The following is a 19,649-nucleotide window of genomic DNA, read 5'->3' on the forward strand; positions in this document are numbered from 1 at the left end:
TTTAAATATGTTTTTTAGAATTTAATCAAAAAATTAAACTAATTAGTTTGTAGCTACTTAGACCAAATATTAGGATTAAAACGGGCAGGGTCACCAGGTTTAACACCAAAGAGTTTGTGTAGTTTCCCATAACGCCTTTTTGATTAACCAGCCAAACAAGGTAGGTACTAACAATAGGGAGTAATAACCCGTTAGCCGCTTGCGCAAATATAATTACCGCTACAGGGTCTAAACCGAGTGAGGCAACCGCAGCACCAAACAATAAAATAACAATAGCAACGCCTTTGAAGCGTGTGTTACTCATATCGTTAGACCAACCTAACATGCCACACACAGCATAAGCTCCAGCAAGTGGCGCTGTAATGGCGCTTGTTAAACCTGCTGCAAACAAGCCAATAGCAAAAAAGTAATGAGCGGCATCGCCAAGCAATGGCTCTAGCTGTACGGCCATGTTCGCAGCACTAATTTGCCCCGCATCTGTGCCATAAAATGCAACTGATGCAGTAGATAAAATAGCTAGTGTTATCACACCGCCTAAGGTGATTGATAGGCCTGTATCAACATTTGTTTGTTTGATCACTTTTTCCATATCGCTATTACTGTCGTGTCTGGCAGCGAGTACGCCGGAGTGTAAAAATAAGTTGTACGGCACAATGGTAGTGCCAACTAAAGCGAGTATGGTTGTAATAGAACCCTCAGGCATACTAGGGATAAAACCTGAAAATACATCACTGAGCGAGGGAGCAGCCATTACAAGTGTTGAGATAAACACTAAGCTCATTAAAATAACGAGTAGAATTAGCGCGTTTTCAACCACTTTATGTTTGCCGCTATACAGTAAAGCAGCACTTAAAAAAGCAATAAGTGGTGTCCATATTTGAGAGCTAACTTGAGGGAATATTTCAATTAGGCCCATGCTAGCGCCACTTAAGTTACCCGCTTCATAAGCTGCACTGCCCACGCCAATGGCGCTAATAACTAAAAATATAGCCAAAGATTTAAATAAGGGCGTTTGAATATGTGCTCTGAGCGCTTGAGCTAAATCTTGCCCGGTAGCAACGCCAAGGCGAGCTGCCATAGATTGTAATAATATAGTGGCAATTACTGAAAACAGTAATGTCCATATAAGTGCAAAACCAAAGTTTGCACCTGCCACGCTGGCAGTAGTAATGGTCCCTGGTCCAATAAAGGCAGCGGTGACGAGAAGTCCTGGTCCTAATCGCATAATTGACCTTAATAGTGCTATTGCACGTTTTTATTTAAAGTTACATCCAACGTTTAAAAACGATATTTATACGCGATGCCTGTTGTGTCATTGCTGCCACTTAAATTAAGTGCCTTGCAGCGACAATCGCCCCTTGGCAGGTTCTCTTATAATAAGCATATGTTATACCAATCCGCAATAATACTTAATCAATTTGAGGGATTAAATCTGACGCTAACTGCGTTAAAAATTTCTGATATAGAACAACTAAATAACGAAATATTTGCCTGGTTATCGACACGATTTTCTCACTTCAGAATAGATCACTTAATTAAGCGAATTGCTATTAAAAAAGGTCGCGTAGGATACCAATTTATATATAAATTTAAAGGGGATACAGTGCGTTTGCATAAATTTTGAACGAATATGTAAGCGACACGAGTTAAATATAATGATGCCGATATTTATATCGGCATCATTATATTTACTTTATTAGGCTTTTAATCACTTCTAAGCCTTTTTTTAGTGTATTGGCATCAGTAGCATAGTTAATACGAATACACTCGTGCTTGTGCGCCCAACTGTCGTCAATGCCAATAAAAAAGTTGTGCCCAGGAATTACATAAACATCTTGAGCTTTAAGTTCTTGATACAACACTTCGCTGGTTATTTTTGCATCTTTAAGCCACAGCCACATAAAAAATGCGCCTTCAACTTTGTGCAAATAAACAGGCAGTTCGGCAAATACTTCATCAAACAACTCAATCGCTATTTGAGCTTTGTTTTTATAAAAAGGCAGCACAACATTACGACACAGTGGAAGGAGTTCACCGTCGTTAATTAAGCGCGTCACTAAGCTTGGGCCAATACTGTTTGGCGATAACACCATACTGCCATTTACGCGCCCGATGGCTTTAATAATCTCATTATTGGCAACTACAATACCGCTGCGTAAACCCGGTAAGCCTAGTTTTGAAAGCGACATACATAAAATAATATTTGAGTTCCAGGTTAGGTTTGCATCGGTATAAATACAGCCAGGAAAAGGGTCGCCATAGGCATTATCAATAATAAGCGGTATAGCGTACTTATGTGCAAGCGCATCCAAATGGCGTACTTCTTCATCGGTAATTACGTTGCCGGTAGGGTTTGTAGGACGCGATACACAAAGTGCACTAATACTACTGTCGGTTGCTAATACGTTTTCAACTGCGTCAAAATCAATCACATATTTAAATTGTTTTGAGCCATTTTCAGTATTTAGAATTTCGATATCTGGTTTTATGGCAACAAACATATCATCCGATAAACCTTGGTCGGCATAACCTACGTATTCTGGCGCAAGGGGAAATAAAATCTTTTTATGGCTGCCATCAGGCATTTCACCTGCCAGCATATTAAACAACACAAAAAAGTTAGCTTGGCTGCCATTACCTAGTGCTACGTTATCGGCGCTAATATCCCATGCATATTCTTTACTTAGCTGGCCAGCTAATGCAGCTCTAAACTCGTCGTTACCAGTCGGGCCGTCGTAAAGGCCAAATACCTGCGATACCTTGTTACTGGCAACGAGTTTTTGTAATTCACTTAAAAAAACCTCATTTACTTGTGGTACTAATGCGGGGTTACCGCCACCGAGCATAACAATATTAGGATTGTTGCTGTTTTTAGCACCACCTAAATCTTCCATTAACTGAGTAATGCCGTTGGGTTGTGTGAATTTAGTGCCGAAGTTTGAGTAGTTCATAATGCATAGCGTTTGTTAGTAATGGGGAGGGCAGTATAGCGTAAATAAAGGGCTTAAATCCGATGATGAGAATAATTCAATACTTAGCTTTGTAGTTGGCTATGACAATAAAATTTCTATAAAACAAAGGCTAAGTTAAGATTTTTTAACGCCGTATAAAAACTCTTCGCCGCAGTCCATATACAAATCAAATTTGGTCATAACTTTGGTGAACATGGGGGCGTGTAAAAACTCGTTTAACCATGCGCGTACATGCGTGTATTCACTTTGTAAGTACCAATGTTTATCTACACGGGCAAACTGTCTAATAAATGGCAGCAGGGCATAATCGGCTAGACTTTTTTCATCGCCCATTAAGTATTTATGCGTGGTTAGTTTTTCTTCAAATTGCTTAATAAATTCTTCGCAGGCTTTTTGGTAATAAATTTGTGCCATGTCTTTTGTGCGAGCATAAAACTTATACTTTTCAAGCACTGGTTTAAATTTCGTGTCGTTTAGCTTAATTAACTCAAGCATGCGCTCAAGTGCTAATGGGTCTTGAGTATGCAGTAAATTATGCGGATCGTTTTGCTTTAAAGCCCAGAGCATAATATCGAGGCTTTCATCTATAACTTGATTATTCGGCAACAATAAAACTGGCACCGTGCCTTTTGGCGATATTTGCAAAAGATGCGGCGGCTTATTTTTAGTTTTTATAGCGCGTAGAAGCACTTGTTGCTCTGCCATTAAAATACCCATTCGTGCGCGCATTGCATATGGGCAGTGTTGTAATGAATATAATAATGGCAGTGTCATTTTAATACTTACCTTAACTGTTTAAGCCTTCAACATATTGCTGACGTGTTTTTACTTTTACCATATGATTTAATTGATCAGCTGCTTGTGTTTGCCCGCTAATTAAATCTTGAAAATGCGCAAGTAACACGGCTTTATCTAGTTTTTCTTTATCGCCTGAGCCAATGTCAGTTAAATCAATCATGAACTCGTCAAACTTATCGGCGTAATCGGTCACAATATCCATATTTAAAAATTGCTCATGATTATAAATGCTCGGATAGCCGCCTTTTTGTTTATCAATGGCAAAGCTAATGCCTTTAACATTGGTAACGGTTGTTTCCTTTTTACAGCTCAGCATACAGCTGGCATCAATACGTGGTTTTTTACAGCCAACGGTTTGCTGGAAAAAACACTGACGGCTGGTCATCATTAGTATTGGATGATAAATGCTGTACATCATTTTAAAGTTGTTAGGGCGTTTAATACTGCGCATTTGCTGCTTGTTTATTTCGTTTGAAATAAACGCGCCTTTAGCATTTAAATCTTCTTGTAGCGTTAATAACGCATAAGAGTTTGTAGTGTTTAATAATGGACCGGCAATCCAGTCAAGACCCATTTGCACGGCTTTAAATGCAACGCCTGTGTTGTTACTAATAATAAGCTTAGGTTTTACAACCTCGAGTAAACGTACCGCTTCTTCAAAATCTTTACCAATTAATACCGCCGGGAACCACGGAATTAACTGCGGGTGCTCTAAAAATACGTTGATGTATTTATCGTTATCGGTTCTAAAGCTTTCAGGTAATTTAAAGTAAACGTCACCGTCAGTTAAATTACATAAGTGAGCGTCTTTTATGTCCGATATTAAAACAGAGAGCGTCGTTTTATTTTCGGCTTTTTCGTGATTCACTAGTTTAGGTAGTTCAACAGGGGCTATAACGTCTTTGCCTTCGTTTAATAAAAATGCTACCTGCTTTTTAATACGCGCTAGCTCTTTAAACGGAATGCTTAAGTTGTCGCCGAGGTTTGAGTAATCCATATTTTTAATTTCAAAATTGGCATTACTAAACGTTTTAAAGCGCTTATCAATGGCAGCAATATCAACAACTGATTTATCAGCGGTATGCATAACCATTTGCGATTGCACTTCAAAGCGCTGAGGTTGCTCAGTGTTTAAATTCGCGCTTTCATTTATTAACGAACTATCGTTTTTATCGTTAATAACCAGCGTTACTGTAAATGGCTGATTTAACTGTCCTGAAAATTCAAAACGAAGCTCACGCTTTGAAATATCTAAAAACTGAATTTTCTTTTTAACTAATGAATCAATTTCACTTTTTTGGGTAGAGAGATCTTGTTGCGCATCGTAAATTTGTACAACCGAAATAGCGTTACTTTTTTCGTTTGCGTGATCAAAGCTATGGTCGCGCGGATTGTCGGTAAACATGTTTTTGGTCATGTCGCCGGTTAAAAACTTATTAGTAAAGTTACGGTTAAATACTTTATACAAGCTAGAATCGTCTTCAATTAAGTTACCGGTTTGTACAAAGGTATCTATTTGTTTGCGCCAGCTATCAATAACCGTGTGTACATAGTTAGCGCCTTTAATACGGCCTTCTACTTTTAACGAGTCAACACCTGCAGCGACTAGTTCAGGTAGGTCGAAGTAAGCTGAGTTATCTTTTAAGTTTAACGGATGCTTGTTACCCATTGCAGTAGGCTCGTACTCATCACGACATGCTTGTGAGCAACGACCACGGTTACCCGAGTTACCTACACTTACCGAGCTTGAATAACATTGCCCCGAAAACGCGATACATAAAGCGCCGTGCACAAACACTTCGGTTAATACATCGCATTTATGTGCTACGTCGGTCAGTATTTTAATTTCAGTTAAGTTAAGCTCGCGCGATAAATTTACACGCGTAGCGCCAATGCGCGCTAAAAATTCAACCTGTGATTCGTTATGCGTAGTTAACTGAGTTGATGCGTGAATATGCAAAGTAGGAAAGTGCTTTTTAACTATATTGAATAACCCTAGGTCTTGCACAATAATGCCGTCGAGCGTGGTATTTACTAGTTGGTTTAGTAGCTTAAATAGCGCACCCATTTCATGCTCTAATATAACCACATTTAGTGTTAAAAATATTTCACAGCCGTATTCATGCGCTAAGCGCAGTGCGCCGTTAAGCTCATCAAACGAAAGATTAGACGCTCGGTTACGTGCATTAAAGGTATCTAACCCACAATAAACCGCATTAGCACCAGCTACAATGGCGGCTTTTACTGCGTTTACATCACCGCCTGGGGCTAATAGTTCAATCTTTCTACTCATTACAATGTCGCTTCGTTCATATTTAATTGTCGCGAATTTTATCTGTTTAGGCGCGTTAATGCTATTTATTGAGGGATATAATAAATACATAATTAAAAGACTGTATAAAATTGTAATTAAGCTGGCTGATTTATTACGTAAACATGTAATAAAATGATAGTTTATAAGCAAGCTAGTCTTTCAACTTTACTTAGGCGATACCCATCAGTAATCAAAATATTAAACAGTTAAATACAGATTTAAACGCTCAAGAAGCTGTAATTACCAACACTCACCTAAAAATAGCCACATTTAATCTGTTTAACTATCTTGAGCCACCCAATGCATACTATGAGTTTGAGAAAATTTATACCGCGCAGCAGTGGGCTAAAAAGCAGCGTTGGATTGTTGATTACTTAACAGAACATGCGCCTGATGTGATTGGTTTTCAGGAAGTGTTTAGCATTGATTCGTTAAAAGAGTTAATGAGTGAGCAAGGTTATAATTACTTTGCAGTAGTTGATGAGCCTGAGGTGATTGACGACTTTATTTATAAACGCCCCGTAGTGGCAATCGCCTCTAAATACCCGATAGTTGAAGTGGCGTCGGTTGAGCACGATAGCGAGCTTGCAAGTGCACTTGGCCTTAATAGTGAGTTTACTTTTAGTCGCAAGGTATTAAGAGCGACCGTTACTTTGCCGCACATAGGCAATACTGATTGCTATGTGGTGCATTTTAAATCTAAGCGCCCAATGATTAATGTTGATGAGCACAATAAAGAGCTTACAGCCGAGCAAAACATAATTGAGATTTTAAAAGCGAATGTAGCGGGCGGTTGGGGCTCAACTATTCAGCGTGGTAGTGAAGCTACATTGCTAATGATACAAATGATTACTCGCCGCGAAGCTACGCAGCAACCCATGATGCTAATGGGCGATTTTAATAACGACCTAGCTGATGGTGTGCTCAGTCATTTACTTACTAATACGCTACGTTTTGCCCCTGCGTTTGACGCTAAAAACTACTTAGCTAAATATTGTCTAAATGATTCATGGGATTTGTTTGTTAAGTCGCAGCTAAGTAATGATGAGGTTTTTAGCGATGAAGCAATAACAAACGATGAACAAAGTGATTGTGATCGCAATAACAGCGAGATTGTTGATTCAGCGGATAAAAGCCAAGTAAAAAATATAAATATAACAAAGACAGCACCGTTAAGGCCGCCAACACATTATTATGGCGCGAGCAGCTCTGTGCTTGATTACATTTTATTGTCGTGTGAGTTTGACGCTAGTTACGATGACAGCTTTTTTGAAGTAAGCGCTTATAACACTTACGACAGGCACTTAATAAACCCCGAGTATGAGCGTGATGATTTAACTACCGACCACGGTGTTGTATTGGTTATCCTTAAACTAAGAAGCTAGGTTTTCTCATTTAATAACTTACAGCGTACGATTAAGCTAAAAAAGAATTAAGCTGCAATATGCATAATTATGCTAAAATCATAAATTAACAATTACCCATATTGCAGCGAAACTTGACCTGCAGTCTTTATGTGTATATTTTATCGCCAGAATTTTTTGCATTAAATTAATAACAAATCACTAAAATGGTAAATATGGAATTTTACACTTACTCGTATCACACGCGAAAGATGGACTTAACTTCGCAAGTACATACTTTCTTCGTAAATCAAATTTATAATTCTAAATTGTTAGTGAAAGCTTTGCTTTTTGCTTTGTTTATTAGTTTAAGTAGCGCTTACGCGCAAGAAACCACCTCATACAGTTTAATCAATGAATCTAATACAGGGCTGCTAAAAAGAGCCGAATTACTTATGGATACTGACGTTATAACAAGTATCGAACTAAGTAAGGCGTTGTTGTTACAAGCGCAAAGTGCTGATGACACGTTACTCAGCGCAAAATTACATAACTTATTAGGTAAAGCGAATAAAAAAAATAACAATATTAATGAATCGCTTCATCACTTTTCACAATCCTCGGCTTATTACAGTAAATTAAATGATTCACGCAACCAAATAAAGGCGTCTATTAATTATATAAAAATATTATTAGATGAAAAACGTTATGACGAACTTGCTAACCGCATTGAAACTTTATTACCAACAACGCTTGTGTATGGCGATGAGTTTTTTATAGCACAAGTACTCCTAACAAAGGGGGATTCGTTTTATGAACAAAAAAAATACAATGACGCGATAACGCAATATTCATCTGCTTTAAAATACCTTGTAAATAAAGACGAACAAATACAAAAACAGTTAGGTGAAACGTATAAAAAATTAGCTCAGTCGTATAAGCGCCTTGAAAATAGAGAGCAAACGGCTCATTTTTATACCAAAGCTTTAGAGATATATACTAATTTAGATGATTTAAAGTTGATGGCGCGTACATTAAATACACTAGCAGAAGCGCAGCGCTATTTAGACAACTTAGTTTTAGCCCTTGATTACTCCACTCGTGCATTAGAAATACATAAAGAAATTGACGATCCTGTGGGCTTGGCTAAAGCATTATTAGGTGCTGGTATTATTTATCGACATATCAACCTTTATGAAAAATCACTTAAGCATATAAATGAGGCATATTTATATTATAAAAAAGTAAATAACGTGCTTGGGATTGCTAAAACATCCAATCAAATGGGGCTGCTATACACACGATTAAAGCAGTTTGATCAGGCCGAGATTTTCTATCAAATAACCATTGATTTACCAAAAGGTGTGGTCGAGGAAAAAACGCTCGCATCAGCTTTGAGAGAAATGGCTGTTATTAACCTTGAGTCTGGCGATTTAGTATCAGCGATGCAATATGCTAAAAAAGCTTATGTCACTTATAAAAATAACAACCTTACATCGTACATTTCTACAACGGCGCGTATTATTGCTAATATTTATCGCGCCCAAGGAAATAACAATAAGGCTATAGAATATTACAAAGAGTCATTGTCGTTTGCCAAAAAAACAGGTGGTAAACTCTATGAGATAAAGTCGCTTACAGCGCTTGCTGGCATTTTAATTGGTATTGATACAAATGAGGCGATTTCTTTACTAAAAAGGTCACTCGCCTTATCAACTGAAATTGATGATAAGTTACATATGCTATATGCCTATCGTGAAATTCGAATAGCAGAAAAATTGCGTGGTCGCATTGAAGAGTCACTACGTTACGCAGAAGAGGAAATAGCCCTAACCGAAGTTATTCACGATGAAAGGAATGAAAACAAGTTGGCGCTCGAAAAAGCACATTTGCATTCTCACAAAATGGAAATAGAGCTGGAGACGTTAAGAGAAAAAGAAAAACTCCATCAACTTGAGCTTGAAAAGAAAAACAATGAAATTGAAATATCAGGCCAAGCTAGGGTTATATCAGAGCTAGAGCTTGCAAAAAACAAATACGCGAGTATTGCGCTCGCATTTTTATTAGCCGCTTGCTTAGCTATTGTTTTATTGGTTTATCGAAGCTTTATTGCCTCTAAAAAACGTAATGAAGAGTTAGACTATTTGGCCGCGAGAGACCCTTTGACCAATTGTTATAACCGCCGTATTTTATTTGAGATTATGAATCGCGACTTTTTGGATTTACCTCAGATTGAAGAGTACTGTATTTTAATGGTCGATATTGACCATTTTAAAAGTGTTAACGATACTTATGGGCACAGCATTGGCGACACCGTACTTTGTGGCGTTGCCAGTCTTTTACAAGCTAATATACGTACGAGCGATAGCGTTGCCCGTTTTGGTGGCGAAGAATTTTGTATTATTTTACCCAACACGACTCAAGAGCAAGCAATACGTATTGCTGAAGCTATTCGTATTAAAGTAGAAAAAGCGATATTTGATGATATTCCTGTTACGTGTAGTTTTGGGGTTACGTCTATTAAATTTAAAGCCAGAACACCTTCTGAGTTAATTGAACAGGCTGATTTAGCACTTTATGAGGCTAAGTCTTTGGGTCGTAATCAAGTTGTGTTGTGGGATTGTGCGTTTGAAGAGTTTAAGCTTTTTAGATCGGAGTAAACCTAGCAGTATACAGCTCAGTTTTGATGTTATTTTTTAAAATCATAACAAGTAAATTTTATACAACGCCGTGAGTTACTTACATATGTAATTAGGTTTATTAAATTAACCTTTTAAATATCAGTGTATTAACTTAGGCTTTAAAATTGCATTCTAAACTAAGTTAAAAAACAAAATAAGGGATTTAGTAATGACTGAAGTTGCACTTTCGGCCTATTTGGCATTTTACCTCTATTTAATTATGTTGCTTGTACAGTGGGCTGTGGCTACGTTTAGCAAAGCTAAAGAGCCAAATGCTGTACCAGGTAAAATTGACGAGGATTTATCGCACGATAGCTTTATATTTAGAGCGCATCGTACGTTTCATAATACGCTTGAAAACAGCGCATTATTTATAGGTACGGTGTTATTTGCGTTTGTAATTAATTATCAAAGCCCGATTTTTGCAATGTGTATTTGGGTGTACTTAATTGCGCGTTTAATTCACATGGCGCTGTACTACGCTATAGCAACGGAGAAAAACCCAAGTCCACGTAGTTACTTCTTTTTAATTGGTGTGCTTGCTAATGTGGTTATGCTGATAATGATAGGATTAAGACTAATCTCTTAGTTTATAAAAAAGTTATAAACTCTATTTATAACTTTAAACAAAAAAGCGAAGAGCCTTTAAGGCATCTTCGCTTTTTTGTTTAGGTAGCAGCAGAATATAAACCACGTCTACAGTAAGCTAATATTAATGGCTAATCGACGCCTATAAACCCACCTGTTTGGTGTGTCCACAGGGCTGCGTAAATCCCGCCCTTAGCGATTAGTTCTTCATGAGTGCCTTGCTCAACTACGCCGCCGTCATCAAGTACAATTAATCTGTCCATTTGTGCAATGGTTGAGAGCCTATGCGCTATCGCGATTACTGTTTTGCCTGTCATTAAGTCATCAAGGCTTGCCTGAATTGCCGCTTCTACTTCTGAGTCGAGTGCGCTGGTGGCTTCGTCGAGTATAAGTATGGGTGCATTTTTAAGTAGTACACGTGCAATAGCAATACGTTGGCGCTGTCCGCCCGAAAGAGTAACGCCGCGTTCGCCCACTTGTGCATCAAAGCCTTTGTTGCCTTTGCTATCTACCAAGTCGTTTATAAACTCAAGTGCTTTAGCTTGTTTGGTGGCGTTGATCATCTCGTCTTGTGTTGCATCAGGGCGACCATACAAAATGTTGTCTTTTACTGAGCGATGAAGCAGGGAAGTGTCTTGCGTAACCATCGCTATGTAGCGGCGTAGACTTTCTTGGCTTACGTCTGTGATGTTTTGCCCATCAATTTTTATTGTTCCTGAGTCAGTATCGTAAAAACGCAGTAACAAGTTAACAAGTGTTGATTTACCTGCACCAGAGCGACCGACTAAGCCAATTTTTTCGCCAGGTTTAATGTTTAAGTTTAAACCATTCATTACTGGGCTGCGATTAGTCTCGTTTGCAGCTTTGCCGTAGTTAAAATGTACGTTGTTAAACTCAATAGCACCTTGGCTTACGTTAAGTGTATCGGCATTTGGTTTATCGGCAACTTCAATAGGGTTAGACAGTGTTTTCATACCATCGGCTACGGTGCCAATGTTTTCGAACAAGCTGCTTATTTCCCACATGATCCATTGCGCCATACCGTTTAATCTAAGCGCTAAACTAACAGCAACTGCAATGGCACCTGCGCTAATTGCACTAAGCGACCATAAATAAAGTGATACTGCGGTAACCGAAAATACTAATAAATAATTTAAGCTTTGAATAACAAAGTTTAGGCTGGTTACCAAGCGCATTTGTTTGTACACAGGCTGCAAAAATACATCCATGCTTTGTTTTGCGTATTGCTCTTCACGCTGGGTATACGAAAACAATTTAATAGTAGAAATATTTGTGTAGCTATCAACAATTCGACCGGTCATTTCTGAGCGCGCATCAGCTTGTGAGCTGGCAATTTTTTTAAGGCGAGGTACAAAATAAAGCTGTACGCAAATGTATAAAACTAACCAAACCAGTAAAGGGATCATTAAGCGCCAATCAGCTTCGGCAACTAAAAATACCATTGAGCCAAAATAAACCACTATGTACATTAATACATCGAGTAGTTTGGTCACTGTTTCGCGAACGGCTAAAGAGGTTTGTAATACTTTGGTGGCTATTCTTCCTGCAAACTCATTTTGATAAAAGCTCACACTTTGGCGCAGTAAATAACGATGCGCTAACCAGCGAATCGACATAGGGTAATTGCCCAGTAATGCTTGGTGCAAAATAGCAGAATGAAAAAATACGACTACGGGCAATACCAGTAAGAGCATGACAGCCATTTTGATAAGTTCTGATTTTTGCTCTACAAACAAGGTTTCGGGTGTGTAGGCCGTTAACCAATCAACAAGCTGCCCCATATAGCTAAATAAAGAAACCTCTAAAATAGCGAGCATGGCGGCGCTGATTGACATTAGCACCAACGACAATTCCATTCCTTTGGTGTAGTGACGACAAAAAGCAAATAAAGTCGAAGGCGGCTGAGTAGGTTGATCCTCAGGAAATGCTTTTGTCATTTTTTCAAATAATCGATACATTTTAAAAACTTAAATGGCAAATAATGGTGGCTATTATACCATTTAAGTATTTTTAAATGCAGGTTTGTAAGGTATTAATTGTGAATATGCTAGAGCGTTATTAATATAAACTTATGTATAAAAGAACACCTAAAAACACTTCACTTACTTTATAGCATTGGGTTATTTAGGTTTGTACCTTTGCTCATGTATAAATCGTCATATCTGAGACCACCATTTCCGTAAGGCTTTTTAATTGGGCCTGTATTACAGTTTGCTAAAAAATATATAAGAGGTTGTTCGCGCTTCATTCTAAATTGTGCATTTTTATACACCAGTGTTTGCTTGCTAAATTCACCACCTTTTACGTAAACATCATATTGCTGACCTTGCTCTGATGCTGCTGCGTTATTAACAACGTACCATACGTCGTACCAGGTATTTGTTTGCAGTGGCTTGGCCGATTGTTTGGTAGTGTAGTTTTGAATGTTGCTATACCCGCTGTCGGTTTTAACCATTAAAGCGCCATCGTTTACAAACCCGTTTGATTCTGTTTTATCGGTTACGCGAAGTGTAGGCTCAAACGCATCGTACGCATGTTTATTAATTAGCTCTGGCGTAAGGTTGCTTAATCCAAAAGCATGGTTATTAGGAAAAGCAGCTACGTTTATACGCATATAAAATGTGTAGGTTTGACCAACTTCAACCGCTTGTGGAAGTTTTGTATAAGAAAGCGCTTTACGATTTCCTACAATGCCCTCAGCTGCAGGTTTTTTTAGTAAATAATGATTTGTTGATGAGTTTGCTTGTTCTGGTTGTATAACTGTTATTTGTGGGTTTTTAACCTGTGGTTTAGTTTCATTTTGGGTATCGACACTTTGCCACTTGCTAAGTGAATTTTCAAAGTTATCAATAAGTAGCCAATCGCTCGATGTACTTTTTTGAATGGTTGAACATGCTGATAGCGTGCTAAACAAACATAGAATTAAAATGTGTTTGGAAGACATAATTGGCTCTCGTAATATTATTGATATTTGGTTAACCAATTTAAATTTTGGCTATAGTTTTTATTGAGAGTTATGTAACCAATTTAATGTTTTTATGTCAACCATTAAAGCAATAGGTAATGGCGTGGGAACTGCGAAGATACAAAAATTATTATTCCATTCAAAAAATTAACCAGTAAACTTATCCATTAAATCAACTCAGCAAATTTCAGCTGAGTTTAAAATAATTTAATAGTTAGGATGTTATATGTATACGGGTTCGTGTTTGTGCGGTGAGGTAAGGGTTGAAGTGTCGGGTAGTATAACCAGCATTATTCATTGTCATTGTTCACTGTGCAGAAAAAACAGCGGGACTGCATTTGCAACCAATGGCTTTGTAAATACAGATGACTTCACAATAACCAAAGGAAAAGCATTACTTAGTGAATTTAGTTTTAAACCAGGGCGCACTCGTTACTTTTGTAAGTGGTGTGGCTCGCCGGTTTACAGTAGCAATAATGATGACAAAAGCAGAATACGAATTCGTTTAGGAATATTTGATAGCGATATTACTGAGCAGGTTTTATCGCATAATTTTGTTACGTCTAAAGCTAACTGGGAGAAGTTAGAAACAAGCTTACCGTGCTATGAAAAACATGAACCTGGACGGTAACGCGTTTTATTCAATGTGGTAAATGCTGTTAATACTTTTATAAAGGTTTGGTGCAAAATTTATAAACACAGGTGAGTTTTGTATTTCATCAACGTTTATGTGCATTAATGTTTGCTGGCTTAGTATGATCACTATATTTTTGTATTCGTTAAACTCTATTATCCCTAAGCACTTAAAATGTTGCCTTAAAAGTACTAAAAGCATTTGCAGCTCTTGGCCAGTTTGTGGGTTTAAATTAATGATTACTTGCGTATTTTGCTCACTGCAGCTATTTATATTTTGCCAAAAGCTATCGCTGGTTAAAAAAGGCTGGTGATATTCACCACTAAAAATATCGATAGTGATTACGTTAAAGTGATCAGTGCATTGGGTAATATATTGCTCGGCGCATTGTAAATAGGTGCTGTGCTTAATTGGTAACTTAAAGTGCTGGGCAGCAATTAAGGCAATGCTTGGGTTTATTTCTACCGTGTTAAATGTATTGATGGTGTTTATGTAAGGCGTATTACTTTGTAAGTGATACATAATTCGCTCAAACCCTGCAGTGCCCAAGCCTAAATTTAATATATTTAGTGTATCTACCGGTTTAAGTAAAAATAACATCATACACTGGTTTACAGGTACTATTACTTGCTCAGGGTGTATAAGGTTCATAACGCCCTGAATTGTAATGTCTTCATTGGTTTTTTGTGCAAGCGTTAACCACCGGTATTCTTTATTTTGATACACGCATACGGGGCCGTATGCACTTTGCTGCGACTCAATAAGGTTACTTTTAACTGTATCTTCTTTTAGCTGACGCATAACTTAAACTATTAATATATAAACAATGACAGTGTGCCACGAAAAACATATTTTTTAATAGATTATTGTGTAACAAGGTTTGTAATTTAACCTCAAAATATAATATTGTATTAGCAATTAATTAGTTAGACGTTATTCAAGGATTGAAAATGAGAACATTTATTTGCGCTGTTCATTTTGTGTGTGCTCAGTGGATGAAAAAATTAGACTCAAGAAATAAAAATACGGCCATAAATGCTGCAGCATTGTTAGCTATGATATCTACTGTATATAGTTTTCTTTTAGCTATGACATTTGACATTCACTACTTAGATAAAATAATCAGTACTTTTAAGCAAAACCCTTTACTTATTGGTGCTCTATTTTACGCAATCGTAATTGGAATTGTGTTTTTAATTTTGGGTGATTTTAACGGTTATAGAAGTAGAGTTAGATCTTGTATAAATAAAGGGAGCTTTAAAAAATATATTTTAGGAATAAAGCTGTGGATGTTTGGGTTAATTCCTATGACCGGTATTATGTTGATTGTACGACTCAATTAACTCTCTAAGTATTACTATAACTGCGCTTTAGCGTGCTCCTTTCTACATCTACCTCAAATGTATTGCCATAAAATCTTAGTTAAGTAATGGTTACACCATAATAATTAGGAGCTAATAGATGCTTAAAACACCTTTAAAAATCACAACAACGTTACTCAAATTTACTGCAATTGCAGGCGCTTGCTCACTTGCATTATCAGCACATGGTGAAACGCAATTACAATATACCGACCAACAAAAGTTACACGATATAGCAAGTGAAGTGTCGGCTACCCGTATCGGTAGTGACATTCAAACGCTGGTGGATTTTGGTACTCGCCATACGCTTTCAGAGACTAAATCGGATACGCGAGGTATTGGTGCGGCTAGGCGTTGGATAAAAAAAGAATTTGAAAAAATATCTGTGCAGTGTGGTGGTTGTCTGGAAATTATTGAAGTAAAGGACACTATATCGGGCGAAAAACGCATTCCTAATCCTGTTGAAGTGGTTAACATAGTGGCTATTCAACGTGGGTCGAGCGAGCCGAATCGGATGGTGATGATGTCGGGTGATATAGATTCACGTGTAAGTGATGTTATGGACTTTACGAGTGATTCACCGGGTGCTAACGATAATGCATCGGGCGTGGCAGGAGTAATAGAAGCAGCTCGTGTTTTAAGTAAATACAAATTTAATGGTTCGGTAGTTTACGCGGCGCTTTCGGGCGAAGAGCAAGGTTTGTTTGGCGGTAAAATATTAACGGCTTATGCACAAAAGCATAACTGGCAAGTTCATGGCGTTTTAAACAACGATATGATTGGCAATATTACCGGTATTAATGGGGTAACTAATAACACGACTGCACGTATATTTTCAGAAGGTACCCGTGTTGTAGAAACAAAAGAGCAAGCTAATACTCGGCGCTTTACAGGTGGTGAAGTCGATTCTGCGAGTCGTAATTTAGCTCGCTACATAGATACTATTGCTGACAGATACATTCCTAATTTAGATACAATACTTGTATATCGATTAGATAGATTTGGTCGTGGTGGGCATCATCGCCCATTTAATGATGCAGGTTTTGCAGCAGTGCGTATTATGGAAACTAACGAGCACTACGATCGTCAGCATCAAGATTTACGCACTGAAAATGGTGTTGAGTATGGTGATACCATTGAAGGTGTTGATTTTGATTATACGGCTAAGTTAACTTCACTTAATGCGGTAACGATGGCGTCTATGGCGTGGGCACCCGCACCGCCAAAAGAAGTTAAAATAAAGGGCGCTGTTACAGCTGATACGTCGTTTTCATGGCAACAAAGCAGTGATGAAAATATTGCTGGCTATAAAATTTATTGGCGTTACACGAGCGAGCCGCAATGGCAGTTTAGTAAATACGTTGGTAAGGTTTCACAGTACACACTTAAAAACGTAGTGATTGATAATTATTACTTTGGTGTAGCCTCTGTTAGTAAAGACGGTATTGAGTCTCCAGTAGTTTTTCCGGGTGATGTAGGTTCGTTTGATCACAATATAAAATAATAGTTTGGCTAAAAACACAGCAAACAGAGCGCTTTAAGGTGCAAACGACCTTTTTATACTTGCACCTTATTTACTAAGCCCTTAGAGTGTTAAAAAAGAAGTAAAAGGTTATTAAAAATGCAACAACAAGAAAAAAAGCCGTTAACAGCAAAAGAGCAAGTTATAACTGATGAGCAAAGAATGCAGTGGCAACGCGAATGTTTTCAAGCAGCGCAAAAACATTTAGCCGAAAAGGGCATTATGCCAAAATCAGTAGTTGATAAAGACAGCCGATTTTTAGCACCACTTTGTGCAATGTGGAAATTTAAAGCCCAAAACGGTAAAACATATTGGGTAGTAACAGGGCGCTTACCTACAGATCATGCTGAAGTAAGTGCAGCTACAGATGCTCGCGATGCAATGCGTTATTTTTCTTTGCAGTGGCAATTAAAAGCGGATCAAATTATGAGTACAGGCGCGCGTGATAAAACGCAGGTAGATTTTGCTAACTTACTTATAAATAGAGCACATGGCTTGTACGAAATGTATGATAATGAACCGCTGTGGGCAAATGAACCAAAGTAACTACAGTTTGGGTTAAGTAACAATGTAGAGGGTGATAGCTTATTTATTGCCCTTTTCTTTATCTAATGGACAAGTGTGAAGGGGGTTGTATTAAACGCCGAAACAGAGCATTGCATACGTTGCCTAGGAATTCCCGCCTCCATAAAAACATTTCCTTGCTGAATAAAGCCATTTCGCTTAAAACGCTCTACCTCATTTAAAATACAATTAATGCTTACTTCTTCTATACCTTGGTTGGAAGCTAATTCAACAATAAAGTTAAGAAGCGATTTATATACTTTGCGATTACGGTGCTCGGGTAATACCGCTATTCTGCCGATTAAGCCATCTGTACACAGCCGACCTGTTGCAATAGGGCAGTTTGCATCGTCTGTAACAAGTACATGTAATGCAATTTTATCTAGGCTATCAAATTCGATGTGCTTGGGGATATGTAACTCGTAAACAAAAACTCGCTCTCGAATTTTTTGTAGCATATCTTTTTTTATATCCCATTCAACCTTATCAACCAGATAGCCCATTGCAAACTCCTATTGATAGCCAATTAAAATGAGTAAGCAATCACAGCAAAATTATTTAAGCCAATATCAGGTGAAAATTAAAATTTTTAACTAACCTGTATACATAATATTTTACGCTGCAAAATGCTCACCATTATTAATAAAATTGGTATTATTACTCTTGGTCTATATTAAACCAAAGCCCCTCATTAACAAGTGTAGTAAAAGTTTGAGTAAAAACTAAACTTGGGTTTGTTAAATTTAATGCTGAACTTTCAAATTCAGTATTATCGGTAAGTAGTTTTACCGCCGCTAAGTCAGTTAATGGCATAGCGTAATTTTCACCGTTTACACTTAATAACACTTCGGTATCGAGCTGCTGATAAATAGCACGCGTGCCACCTAAACGCTCAAACACAGTTTCTTCATCACTTAAATCATCGCTTATTTGCTCAGGTGTAAATGGAGGTTCTACTGGTGCTAAATCCATTTCATGTTTGGGCTGACTAAGCGTTGAGCCTAACCATTGTTTAAATAAATCGTCATTTTCTAAAAGTGCCGCCATCAGTGTTTTAACTTTATCAACTTCAAGGTTTGTAAGTTCACCTTTTGATTTTCTTAGTGTGATGTTGTGATCGGTATAACGTTTTTGTCCGCTTTCGGTATCAATAATATGATCGGCAAAGCTCGACAATAAATCTTGTTGATTTGGCGCTCTAAAACCAACTGAATAATTTAGTGCGTTTTCTACAGCGTAACCTTCGTGAGGGCACCCTGGTGGAATATACAAAATATCGCCTGGTTCTAATATGCAATCTATTACGGCTTCAAATGCTTCAACTTGTAGTAATTTTTTGTTTTGAGCAAACTGCTTAAGTGTTGGGTCGGGTAAGCCTACACGCCAATGACGTTTACCTTCGCCTTGAATAATAAATACGTCGTATTGGTCTAAATGCGGGCCAACACCACCATTAGGCGTTGAATAGCTGATCATTAAATCATCTATGCGCCAGTTGGGAATAAACCTAAAAGGTTCTAGCAGTTGTGCAGCATCGCTATGCCAGTGATCAACTGCTTGCACGAGTAAAGTAGAGTGATCGTCTGTTAACTGCTCAAAGTCTTCAAATGGACCTTGGTGCGTTTGCCAATCATTTTTATGATTGGTGATAATACGTGACTCTATGCTTTCTTCCATTGCTAGGCCGGCAAGTTCATTAGCATCAAGCGGGTCTTGAAAATTAGCAAAACCTTGTTTGATTAAAAGCGGTTTTTTTTGCCAAAAATGGCTTAAAAACTCTTGCTCAGACAAATTATTTATTTTTAATTGATACATACATTATGCCTACTAGTTAGTGCAATGGGGTTAAAACAAAAAAAGCGAAAGGATGATCCTTTCGCTTTTTA

The 19,649-nt window shown here is 37.8% G+C and carries 16 protein-coding genes; 7 read left to right on the top strand and 9 right to left on the bottom strand.

Going from position 1 to position 19,649, the window contains the following annotated elements; translation table 11 throughout:
• Window positions 1-25: 25 nt before the first annotated feature.
• From GQR52_RS06250 to GQR52_RS06265, 4 genes are all read right to left on the bottom strand, one after another.
• Complete coding sequence (locus GQR52_RS06250; protein WP_165727849.1) at window positions 26-1,225, bottom strand: Nramp family divalent metal transporter; 1,200 nt, start codon at window positions 1,223-1,225, stop codon at window positions 26-28.
• A gap of 463 nt (window positions 1,226-1,688) precedes the next feature.
• Window positions 1,689-2,951, bottom strand: a complete 1,263-nt coding sequence (locus GQR52_RS06255; protein ID WP_165727850.1) for a valine--pyruvate transaminase — start codon at window positions 2,949-2,951, stop codon at window positions 1,689-1,691.
• Between the two features lie 135 nt (window positions 2,952-3,086).
• The gene (locus tag GQR52_RS06260; protein ID WP_165727851.1) at window positions 3,087-3,746 is read right to left on the bottom strand and encodes a glutathione S-transferase; all 660 of its coding nucleotides are present in this window, start codon (window positions 3,744-3,746) and stop codon (window positions 3,087-3,089) included.
• Window positions 3,747-3,759: 13 nt separating this feature from the next.
• A complete protein-coding gene (locus GQR52_RS06265) occupies window positions 3,760-6,063 on the bottom strand; it encodes a peptidase U32 family protein (RefSeq protein ID WP_165727852.1) in 2,304 nt (767 codons plus the stop codon).
• Between the two features lie 296 nt (window positions 6,064-6,359).
• On the opposite strand from GQR52_RS06265, the gene GQR52_RS06270 reads away from it, so the two are divergent.
• The 3 genes from GQR52_RS06270 (at window position 6,360) to GQR52_RS06280 (ending at window position 10,697) form a co-directional block, all read left to right on the top strand.
• Entirely contained in the window at window positions 6,360-7,469 is a 1,110-nt protein-coding gene (locus tag GQR52_RS06270; RefSeq protein ID WP_165727902.1) for an endonuclease/exonuclease/phosphatase family protein, read from the top strand.
• Between the two features lie 230 nt (window positions 7,470-7,699).
• Window positions 7,700-10,087 carry a GGDEF domain-containing protein gene (locus tag GQR52_RS06275; RefSeq protein ID WP_165727853.1) on the top strand — a complete coding sequence of 796 codons (2,388 nt, stop codon included), beginning with the start codon at window positions 7,700-7,702 and terminating at the stop codon, window positions 10,085-10,087.
• Between the two features lie 190 nt (window positions 10,088-10,277).
• Window positions 10,278-10,697 (top strand): MAPEG family protein, encoded by a 420-nt coding sequence (locus GQR52_RS06280; RefSeq protein ID WP_002963227.1) that lies wholly within the window; start codon window positions 10,278-10,280, stop codon window positions 10,695-10,697.
• 130 nt (window positions 10,698-10,827) lie between these two features.
• Here GQR52_RS06280 and GQR52_RS06285 read toward each other — a convergent pair whose 3' ends face one another.
• Entirely contained in the window at window positions 10,828-12,675 is a 1,848-nt protein-coding gene (locus GQR52_RS06285; protein ID WP_165727854.1) for an ABC transporter ATP-binding protein, read from the bottom strand.
• 149 nt (window positions 12,676-12,824) lie between these two features.
• Window positions 12,825-13,661, bottom strand: a complete 837-nt coding sequence (locus tag GQR52_RS06290; RefSeq protein ID WP_165727855.1) for a hypothetical protein — start codon at window positions 13,659-13,661, stop codon at window positions 12,825-12,827.
• A gap of 247 nt (window positions 13,662-13,908) precedes the next feature.
• Between GQR52_RS06290 and GQR52_RS06295 the strand changes: the two genes are divergently transcribed.
• Window positions 13,909-14,313 carry a GFA family protein gene (locus GQR52_RS06295; protein ID WP_165727856.1) on the top strand — a complete coding sequence of 135 codons (405 nt, stop codon included), beginning with the start codon at window positions 13,909-13,911 and terminating at the stop codon, window positions 14,311-14,313.
• Window positions 14,314-14,319: 6 nt separating this feature from the next.
• On the opposite strand, the gene GQR52_RS06300 is transcribed toward GQR52_RS06295, so the two are convergent.
• The gene (locus GQR52_RS06300) at window positions 14,320-15,117 is read right to left on the bottom strand and encodes a hypothetical protein (RefSeq protein ID WP_165727857.1); all 798 of its coding nucleotides are present in this window, start codon (window positions 15,115-15,117) and stop codon (window positions 14,320-14,322) included.
• A 149-nt stretch (window positions 15,118-15,266) separates the two neighbouring features.
• Between GQR52_RS06300 and GQR52_RS06305 the strand changes: the two genes are divergently transcribed.
• The 3 genes from GQR52_RS06305 to GQR52_RS06315 all read left to right on the top strand — a co-directional run bounded on the left by GQR52_RS06305 (window position 15,267) and on the right by GQR52_RS06315 (window position 17,745).
• Entirely contained in the window at window positions 15,267-15,659 is a 393-nt protein-coding gene (locus tag GQR52_RS06305) for a hypothetical protein (RefSeq protein WP_024589167.1), read from the top strand.
• A 118-nt stretch (window positions 15,660-15,777) separates the two neighbouring features.
• The gene (locus GQR52_RS06310) at window positions 15,778-17,181 is read left to right on the top strand and encodes a M28 family metallopeptidase (protein WP_165727858.1); all 1,404 of its coding nucleotides are present in this window, start codon (window positions 15,778-15,780) and stop codon (window positions 17,179-17,181) included.
• A 117-nt stretch (window positions 17,182-17,298) separates the two neighbouring features.
• A complete protein-coding gene (locus GQR52_RS06315; RefSeq protein WP_007580192.1) occupies window positions 17,299-17,745 on the top strand; it encodes a DUF4826 family protein in 447 nt (148 codons plus the stop codon).
• Window positions 17,746-17,807: 62 nt separating this feature from the next.
• Here GQR52_RS06315 and GQR52_RS06320 read toward each other — a convergent pair whose 3' ends face one another.
• Together GQR52_RS06320 and GQR52_RS06325 are read right to left on the bottom strand one after the other, a co-directional pair.
• The gene (locus GQR52_RS06320) at window positions 17,808-18,266 is read right to left on the bottom strand and encodes a GNAT family N-acetyltransferase (protein ID WP_010552647.1); all 459 of its coding nucleotides are present in this window, start codon (window positions 18,264-18,266) and stop codon (window positions 17,808-17,810) included.
• Window positions 18,267-18,420: 154 nt separating this feature from the next.
• Window positions 18,421-19,578, bottom strand: a complete 1,158-nt coding sequence (locus GQR52_RS06325; protein WP_165727859.1) for a cupin domain-containing protein — start codon at window positions 19,576-19,578, stop codon at window positions 18,421-18,423.
• Window positions 19,579-19,649: the final 71 nt, after the last annotated feature.

It is taken from the genome of Pseudoalteromonas sp. 31A1 (genome assembly GCF_011378815.1).
GTDB lineage: Bacteria > Pseudomonadota > Gammaproteobacteria > Enterobacterales > Alteromonadaceae > Pseudoalteromonas > Pseudoalteromonas arctica.

What these genes read in the sequence shown, in the direction of transcription:
- GQR52_RS06300 (WP_165727857.1), bottom strand. Translation starts at nt 15,117, where the DNA reads ATGCGTCAGCTAAAAGAAGATACAGTTAAAAGTAACCTTATTGAGTCG.
- GQR52_RS06305 (WP_024589167.1), top strand. Translation starts at nt 15,267, where the DNA reads ATGAGAACATTTATTTGCGCTGTTCATTTTGTGTGTGCTCAGTGGATG.
- GQR52_RS06265 (WP_165727852.1), bottom strand. Translation starts at nt 6,063, where the DNA reads ATGAGTAGAAAGATTGAACTATTAGCCCCAGGCGGTGATGTAAACGCA.
- GQR52_RS06275 (WP_165727853.1), top strand. Translation starts at nt 7,700, where the DNA reads ATGGACTTAACTTCGCAAGTACATACTTTCTTCGTAAATCAAATTTAT.
- GQR52_RS06290 (WP_165727855.1), bottom strand. Translation starts at nt 13,661, where the DNA reads ATGTCTTCCAAACACATTTTAATTCTATGTTTGTTTAGCACGCTATCA.
- GQR52_RS06260 (WP_165727851.1), bottom strand. Translation starts at nt 3,746, where the DNA reads ATGACACTGCCATTATTATATTCATTACAACACTGCCCATATGCAATG.
- GQR52_RS06325 (WP_165727859.1), bottom strand. Translation starts at nt 19,578, where the DNA reads ATGTATCAATTAAAAATAAATAATTTGTCTGAGCAAGAGTTTTTAAGC.
- GQR52_RS06310 (WP_165727858.1), top strand. Translation starts at nt 15,778, where the DNA reads ATGCTTAAAACACCTTTAAAAATCACAACAACGTTACTCAAATTTACT.
- GQR52_RS06255 (WP_165727850.1), bottom strand. Translation starts at nt 2,951, where the DNA reads ATGAACTACTCAAACTTCGGCACTAAATTCACACAACCCAACGGCATT.
- GQR52_RS06250 (WP_165727849.1), bottom strand. Translation starts at nt 1,225, where the DNA reads ATGCGATTAGGACCAGGACTTCTCGTCACCGCTGCCTTTATTGGACCA.
- GQR52_RS06285 (WP_165727854.1), bottom strand. Translation starts at nt 12,675, where the DNA reads ATGTATCGATTATTTGAAAAAATGACAAAAGCATTTCCTGAGGATCAA.
- GQR52_RS06315 (WP_007580192.1), top strand. Translation starts at nt 17,299, where the DNA reads ATGCAACAACAAGAAAAAAAGCCGTTAACAGCAAAAGAGCAAGTTATA.
- GQR52_RS06280 (WP_002963227.1), top strand. Translation starts at nt 10,278, where the DNA reads ATGACTGAAGTTGCACTTTCGGCCTATTTGGCATTTTACCTCTATTTA.
- GQR52_RS06295 (WP_165727856.1), top strand. Translation starts at nt 13,909, where the DNA reads ATGTATACGGGTTCGTGTTTGTGCGGTGAGGTAAGGGTTGAAGTGTCG.
- GQR52_RS06320 (WP_010552647.1), bottom strand. Translation starts at nt 18,266, where the DNA reads ATGGGCTATCTGGTTGATAAGGTTGAATGGGATATAAAAAAAGATATG.